Source organism: Actinomycetota bacterium (assembly GCA_018334075.1).
In the GTDB taxonomy this organism is placed as follows: domain Bacteria; phylum Actinomycetota; class Coriobacteriia; order Anaerosomatales; family UBA912; genus JAGXSC01.
In genome coordinates this window covers 1-6,831 of the sequence record JAGXSC010000073.1, presented here as the reverse complement: position 1 = coordinate 6,831, position 6,831 = coordinate 1, and the positions used below count along the sequence as shown (strand labels likewise).

The window sequence follows — 6,831 nt, the reverse complement described above, 5'->3', positions numbered from 1 at the left end:
TGTTTGCAGACGGTATATACTTCGCTAACCAAAGTTCTAAGAGTATTAACTATTGTGATGGTGGATACTGGACAGGTGGCTCTGGCAGTGGTAAAGTATACATGTTCCTAGCCTCTGTAGCTGTTGGAAATGCTTACACACCAAAAGGTCCAACTAGTCAACTGCCTCCAAAAGGATATCATTCCTATTGGGCAAAGGCTGGATATTCTGGAGTTAGAAATGATGAGATCATTGTTTTTGATCTGAGTCAGATTCGTCTAGATTATTTACTTGAAATTGAATATTAAGGAAACAAAATGCTTATTGAGAAAATGAAACAAGACCAACTTGCTTTTCGTAAGTCTGGTGATAAAGAAAAAGTATCAACTTTGACTTTTATTTTAGGTGTATTGACTCAAAAGAAAAAGTCAACTGATGAAGATGCTGTTGCTCTTATCAAGTCTATCATAAAATCTATTCGGACAAGTCTTGAAGGTCATAAAGAAAAACTTAAACAGTATGAAGAAGAAATTGCTTTTATGGAAAGTTATCTTCCCGCACAGTTGAGTGAAGAAGAGATTCGTGATTTCTTGGACACTGCTGTACAGAATGGTGATAAGATTACTATGAGTTTCATGGGTAAAATTAACATGGTTGCTAAAGCTGCTGGCAAAACAGTAGATAATCAATTAGCAAAGACTATTCTTCAAGCTTATCTAGTTTAAAATAATATTGGCCTGTAACTTAAAAGAGGATTTATGAAAAAGATTATCTCAACTAATGGCATGGTAACAAAATATCTGCATGACAATGGAACTGAAACTTCTTTTAAAAAACAGTTGTCAGGCCAATATGACTCTTCTTTAGATTATCCAGATTTTAAAAATAAACAAAAATATAGTTTAGTGTTATCCTGTTCTCATGGTTGTCAATTATCTTGTTCTTTTTGTCATTTAACACAAAATAACAAACAGTTTAAAAAGATCTCTGCCGAAGATGTAATTCTAAACATTAAATCTGTGATAGAAGACCAAGTAACAGAGGATCCTACTCTCAAAAATCGATACATTAAACTGTGCTGGATGGGTGAAGGTGAACCACTTCTGAATTATGAAATGATTAGGTATGTCACTGAAGAAATTCTTTATTGGGTAAAAGATAATCAATATGCCAAAGGGTTAGATGGGGTGGACATTTCAACATCTATGCCTAAAGTTAAAAGAGAAGTCATTGATGATCTTAATGATTTTAACAAATGTCTTTTACAATTTAATAAAAATCCAAATAATATTGAAAAGACACCACTAAGGTTATTTTATTCATTACACTCTGTTAAGGATGAAATTCGTTCAGAGATGATGCCTAAAACAATTAATATTCATGATGCAGTGCTTAACATGAAACATGTAAGTCACGTATTCGGCATTGACACTATTTTCCATTACACTTGGATTAATGGCAAGAATGACTCAAGTGAGGATGTTGATAATCTAATTAAATTTTGGATTGCCAATAATCTATCTAAGAGTCAACTTCGTATCCTCCGTTACAACAGTGGCTTAAATAAAGACCAAGAGAGTGGGAACTTAAGTGAGATTGTTTCAAAACTTAAGAAGTCTATTCCTAATCTTAAAGTCCAGCACTCTGCTGGTAAAGATGTTCAATCCTCTTGTGGGATGTTCAATTAATGATTCTAAATTGATTAAGATCATTATCAATCTTAACGGAATAAGGTAACATAATAAGACAAACAAGCCAGAGAGATCTGGCTTTATTTCATTATGGAGGACTAATGCAGTATCAACATAAAATTATAAAACGCGACGGACGCACAGAACAATTTGATGAACGTAAAGTTTACAATGCAGTATATCAAGCAGCACTAGCCAATTCTTCATTATCAATCACAGCAGAACATCTTGCTGATCAAGTCACAGAACACATTATTAAAAATCTCAATGAGAATAAGTCAGTATCAAATGTTCAAAAAATGATTGAAGATTTCCTTATGTCTAATCCAAAGACATATGACATAGCCAGAACTTATATTGAGTATAGGCACGATAGAGATAAAATCCGTGAAGGTAATGGGAAACTTTATAATGACATATCTGGCTTCTTAGAACAAACAGCAGAAGAGTTTACACGTGAGAATGCCAACAAACCAAGCAACGTTGTAAACACGCATAGAGACCTCTTAGCGGGTATTTTAAGTAAGCATATAGCATTGACACAGATACTACCAAAAAACCTCTCAGAATGGCATACAAGCGGTTTTGGACACATCCATGACTTAGATTATCTAATCAGCCCTCTGACTAACTGTTGTCTAGTTAATTATCAAGATATGCTAGAAAATGGTTTCCATATTGGAAATGCTTTCATTGAAAAACCTAAATCTATTGGTGTGGCTACAACAGTACTGACTCAGATCATTCAGGCAGTGGCCTCCAGCCAATATGGTGGACAGACTTGCGCACATATTGATACAGGTTTAAAACAATATGTTGAATTAACTTATAAGAAGAATCAAAAATTTCTCGACCAAATCAGAAATCACAGTAAATCTTGTGCTTATGTCATGACTAATGAAGATGTCTATGATGCAATGCAAACCCTTATTTACCAAGTCAATACGTTAATGAGTGTAAATGGTCAGTCACCATTTATCACCATTAGTCTTGGTTTAGATACCTCAGAATTTGGTAGAATGATTACTCGTAACTATTTAAAAATCCACAGAGAGGGTTTAGGTAAGGATAAAGTAACGCCTGTGTTCCCAAAAGTAATTTTCTTCCTTGAAGAAGGTGTCAATATGAACCCTGGTGATCCTAACTATGATTTAAAACAACTGGCAATGGAATGTTGTGCAGAGAGAATTTATCCAGATTTTATTTCAGTCCCTAGAAATAAACTAGTCACAAAATCTTCAAAAGGTCATGTTACTAGCATGGGTAAACAGTAATACTGCCCATGTAAAATCTCTCTAAAACGGGAAAACCCAGACCGGGCAATCCGTTGCTAAAACATAGTAAAACTCCTTGTCATTAAGGAGGAAATATGAAGAAAATTCGTGATACAGAATATTTTATTACAGAAAGTGGTGAAGTAATTAGCCCTTTTGGTAGGAAAATTAAACCATGGAAAGAGAATAATACAGGATATCTTTTAGTAAGAATCAGAAGAAATAAAAAATCTTTATGTCTTAGGTTACATAGAATTTTAGCAGAGGCGTACTTACCCAATCCAGAAGGTAAGACCTATGTTAAACATAAAAATGACAACATAGAAGATAATTCTCTTATAAACCTTGAGTGGGGCGACAGACCAGATAATACACAAGAGGGTTATGATAATGGTTGCTATCATTTTGTTAATAGAAAACACAAAGTTAAAGCAGTGGCTAAAGATACAGGAAAAGAATTTATCTTTGAAAGTATAAGATCTCTTGCTGATACTTTGAATCTAAATCGTAAAAATGTTACTGCAATCTTAAAAGGAAGAAAAGTTAATAACTATAATTACGAGTTTTACTATGAAATGCCCAACGACTAACCGTGATGAATGTAGCGGTGTAGGATATAAGCTAATGATGTCCGAAACGGGAGACACCTTTTAAGGTGAAGATATAGTCTGATCTGCATGGGAACATGCAGCAGTTCATAAAAGAACGGGGAGAGGTTTGCGGCCTCTCTTGAACACAATGTGTAGAAGTTTCCTTTCTTATTTTGCTACAGAACAAGGTGAGAAATACGATGGTAGATTTAATCTTGGAGTAGTATCTTTGAATTTACCAATGATTGCTAAAGATTCTGTCAGTAATGGTAAACTTTTCCTGGAAGAACTTTATAAGCATATGCAAACAGCTTATCAAGCACATATGCTAAGGATCAACCGTCTGAAGGGAACCAAAGCTAAACAGAATCCTGTCATGTTTGTTGAAGGTGCCTTGGCTAGACTTGACCCAGAAGAAACTATTGACAAACTCTTTTACGATGGGTATGCTTCAGCAAGTTTTGGTTACGTAGGGTTGTATGAAGCAATTCAAATTCTCTACCCAAATTGTAGCTTAGAAAAATATAAAGCTTATGGAGAAAAAATCCTAACACTTATGTCAGAGATGTCAGAGTATTACAAAAATAAAACAGGTATTGGTTTTGGCATCTATGGTACGCCAGCAGAATCTTTATGTTACAAATTTGCCAGTAAAATCAATGATAAGTTCCCTGGTACCCTTGATAAAGACTACTTGACAAACTCCTTCCATGTTCCTGTAGACCAACAAGTTGATCCTTTTACTAAATGGAATGTTGAATCAGGGTTTGACTTTATCAGTTCAGGTGGTAATATTGGATATGTTGAGACACCAAATCTGAAGCACAACATGCAAGGACTGGAAGCATTAATCAACTATGGCTATGAAAATATACATTATTTTGGTATTAATCAACCTGTAGATCAGTGTTTGAAATGTGGATTCCATGGAGAGTTTACAGCAACAGCAGAAGGGTTTGAGTGTCCTGATTGTGGAAACTCTGAAGAAGGGACAATCAATGTCATTCGAAGAGTCTCAGGCTACTTATCAGCACCTAATAGCAGACCTTTTAACAAAGGTAAAATGCAGGAAGTGGTGAATAGGGTTAAACATACAGAGGGTTAGTTATGACTTTAGTAGAAGCACTTTGCATAGTATTTATGTTTGGATTGCTAGTTTCTCCTTTTATATGTTTTTGTGCATCAATAACGCTATGGACAAATACCTTTAAAGAGCTTACCTTAAAAGAACATGTACAAATAAGTGCTGTACTTAGTATATTCTTAACTACTACATTTTTATTACAACATCTTTATTACAACATCTTATGAGGATAGATTATGAAAACAGTAAATAAATTACCAGAGGTTGGCACTAAGGAGTGGGGTAACTTAATAGAGAATGAGTTTGCAATAGTTGAAATCCCTAAAAAACCTGTATCCTCTTACAAGGAGATTATGGAAGCTTTGGAGTGGTACTTAGGTGATGGTGTTACACCACTAAGTTCTGATTGTATTTATGAGATTATTAATCAAGAGCACGATCCGATTGAAACTATTGCATATGCTTTAGACTATTACAGGAATCGGTAATGAATTATTCAGGTTACATTTTTGGTGACTTGGTTAATGGAGAGGGAGCCAGGTGCTCCCTTTTTGTTTCTGGGTGTTCACAAGGTTGTGAAGGATGCTTCAACAAAGAGACATGGAACTATAATCATGGTCAACCGTTTACTAAAGATTTTCAAGACAACTTGTTGAAAGATTTGAAAAAACCTTTCATTAGTGGGTTAAGCATCTTGGGAGGAAACCCTTTAGAAAGAAAAAATTTTGACACAGTATTAAAGCTTTGCTATGCTGTTAAACAAGATATGCCAGAAAAGAGTATTTGGCTGTGGTGTGGGCAAACAATGCAAGAGATAAAAAATAACTTGATTTATGCTCAAATCCTAGATACAGTTGATGTCATCATAGATGGGAAGTTTGTGAAAGATCTTCCTACAAAGAAACCTTTTAGAGGATCTGACAACCAAGTTTTATGGAGAAAAGTTAATGGTGAATTTAGAAACATGGGATGAATATGTAGATCGTGTTAGTAGAGCAAGACATGTTCTACTTGATAATTATCAAGAGTTCTTTTACTACCATGGTGCTTGTGTTGCGATGAGTTTGTGGTTGCCAGAAGACCATACTACACTCTTTCGTTGTAAGAGATTGGTAATAAAAGCTAAAACAAAAGCACTGATCTTACAGGATAGAGTCTTAACTTACAGAGAAGATGAAGCTTACAAATAAGGTAAAAATATGATCCATAATACAAATCAAAAACGTGTTATCAAACTTCCAGTATTAGCTTACAAGCTCCTGTTGGAAAAAGTTTGTGAAAATGTTACAACTTGGGTTGTTACACAAAAAGAACCTCTATACAAAGGTGGCACTCGATCGTTTGAGTTCATGGGCGTTATCTACGTTGAGGAAGATGAGAGTTCCCAGAATGGTACGTCAAAATGGTTTAACCATGAATAGTTCTAGCTTTTGTTATGACCTGTTAGATAAAATAAATAAGATAGTGGAATCTCATTATGAGAACGATTGGGATTTAGATGTCTTAAAAATTTGTCTATCTGTAGAGGATTGGTATGAACTAAGACGTGATGAGAAATCACTAATGTTTCTGAATCAACTTACTGGTTATAATGACTTAAAGTTTTCAAACTTTAAATTGGAAATTTATTCAACTATTAAGAAGTCATATATTCTTGTAGACAGATACAGAGTATGTGAGTTTCTTAATGTGGAAATGCCTAGTGATGAATTTAATCTGTGGGGTGAACACAAGATTGAACTATAGGTGACAGCATGTTTATATGTCTTTGCAATAAAATTAATGACAAAATGCTACAAAAAGTTATAAAAGATTTTTCTTGTAAGTCATTGGAAGATGTGCAAAGATACTTACCAGTTGCCACTTGTTGTGGAAAATGTAGACAAACTATAATTGAGGTGTTACATGAAAAAGATGATAGCTCTTTGTCTGACTCTGTTTTGTAGTACAGCAATGGCTGAAGATAAAGTTACAGTAGAGCGGGTATATAATGGATACTCCGCTGTTAATAAAATTTACATCATGAATGATAATATTAATGGAAAATTCTGTTATATTGTGTATAATGATGCAGGTAGTAATGCAATGTACTGTTTTGATAAACAAAAATAATTTACTTTAAACTGAGGAGAGTAGAATAGTGACACATCATTTTGGGTTCCCCCTTCTGGATATTGCAGTTCTTGTTGGAGTTCTTGCACTATCAATCCTTG

Annotated in this window: 10 protein-coding genes; all 10 read left to right on the top strand. The window is 34.4% G+C overall.

The features are described from left to right. Positions 1-287, top strand: a 287-nt coding sequence (locus KGZ89_09165; GenBank protein MBS3975019.1) for a hypothetical protein, incomplete at its 5' end; no start/stop codon positions are given. A 9-nt stretch (positions 288-296) separates the two neighbouring features. Then, a complete protein-coding gene (locus KGZ89_09160) occupies positions 297-704 on the top strand; it encodes a GatB/YqeY domain-containing protein (protein ID MBS3975018.1) in 408 nt (135 codons plus the stop codon). Positions 705-737: 33 nt separating this feature from the next. Continuing rightward, a complete protein-coding gene (locus KGZ89_09155) occupies positions 738-1,667 on the top strand; it encodes a radical SAM protein (GenBank protein ID MBS3975017.1) in 930 nt (309 codons plus the stop codon). A gap of 104 nt (positions 1,668-1,771) precedes the next feature. Further along, on the top strand, positions 1,772-2,944 hold the full coding sequence (locus KGZ89_09150) for a hypothetical protein (GenBank protein MBS3975016.1): 1,173 nt from the start codon (positions 1,772-1,774) through the stop codon (positions 2,942-2,944). Between the two features lie 95 nt (positions 2,945-3,039). Beyond that, the gene (locus KGZ89_09145; protein MBS3975015.1) at positions 3,040-3,534 is read left to right on the top strand and encodes an HNH endonuclease; all 495 of its coding nucleotides are present in this window, start codon (positions 3,040-3,042) and stop codon (positions 3,532-3,534) included. A 148-nt stretch (positions 3,535-3,682) separates the two neighbouring features. Next, positions 3,683-4,639 carry an anaerobic ribonucleoside-triphosphate reductase gene (locus KGZ89_09140; protein MBS3975014.1) on the top strand — a complete coding sequence of 319 codons (957 nt, stop codon included), beginning with the start codon at positions 3,683-3,685 and terminating at the stop codon, positions 4,637-4,639. A gap of 215 nt (positions 4,640-4,854) precedes the next feature. Then, positions 4,855-5,106 (top strand): hypothetical protein, encoded by a 252-nt coding sequence (locus KGZ89_09135; GenBank protein MBS3975013.1) that lies wholly within the window; start codon positions 4,855-4,857, stop codon positions 5,104-5,106. After that, entirely contained in the window at positions 5,106-5,591 is a 486-nt protein-coding gene (nrdG, locus tag KGZ89_09130; protein ID MBS3975012.1) for an anaerobic ribonucleoside-triphosphate reductase activating protein, read from the top strand. Before KGZ89_09135 ends, nrdG begins: the two co-directional genes overlap by 1 nt. Positions 5,592-5,817: 226 nt before the next feature. Next, the gene (locus KGZ89_09125; GenBank protein MBS3975011.1) at positions 5,818-6,039 is read left to right on the top strand and encodes a hypothetical protein; all 222 of its coding nucleotides are present in this window, start codon (positions 5,818-5,820) and stop codon (positions 6,037-6,039) included. A gap of 333 nt (positions 6,040-6,372) precedes the next feature. Continuing rightward, a complete protein-coding gene (locus KGZ89_09120) occupies positions 6,373-6,564 on the top strand; it encodes a (2Fe-2S)-binding protein (protein MBS3975010.1) in 192 nt (63 codons plus the stop codon). Positions 6,565-6,831: the final 267 nt, after the last annotated feature.